The 514-nt window shown below is 30.9% G+C and carries 1 pseudogene; it reads right to left on the minus strand.

The features are described from left to right. Window positions 1-26: 26 nt before the first annotated feature. A pseudogene (locus KVT34_RS29790) lies at window positions 27-514 on the minus strand (recombinase family protein); the annotation flags it as partial.

Here is a 514-nt window from a genome sequence, read left to right on the forward strand (position 1 = left end):
GCGGTATGTCAATAAGGCGTATAAATTTATTCTGCGAATCTATAATGGATATCTATAGCCCCATCTTGCGCCACTTCTATTCTTTTGATTAATTTTTTAAATACACTATTTAAGTCTTTCGACTCTTCTAACAAGGCGAATGCGTCCCTTACTTCTTGTTTCTCTTTCATTTGAGTTTCGATATTGTTTGCTTTCTGTATCTCCAGTTCTTTTAATTCTATTTCTTTTTCCAGTTTTTTGTTACGAACAGTAAAAGTATCTTTATCAATTCTTTCGCCTTCTAAATATAAGTCTAATAAACGCTCTTTCTTAACTTTCAAATCTTTAATATCTTTGTTAAGTTTTTTCAATTTAACATGTAGTCGATTTTCATCCGAATAAAACTCTTTTTCTAAAACACTTTCTTTTTCTTTCAATTTATCCAGCACTAATGCTCTTAAATCCTTATAGTGTATCGGCACATGTTTTACACATTCTCGACGTGCTGTAGTTCTGCTCCAATTACAAATCATAT

The organism is Paenibacillus sp. GbtcB18 (assembly GCF_019091125.1).
Lineage (GTDB): Bacteria > Bacillota > Bacilli > Paenibacillales > NBRC-103111 > Paenibacillus_F > Paenibacillus_F chitinolyticus.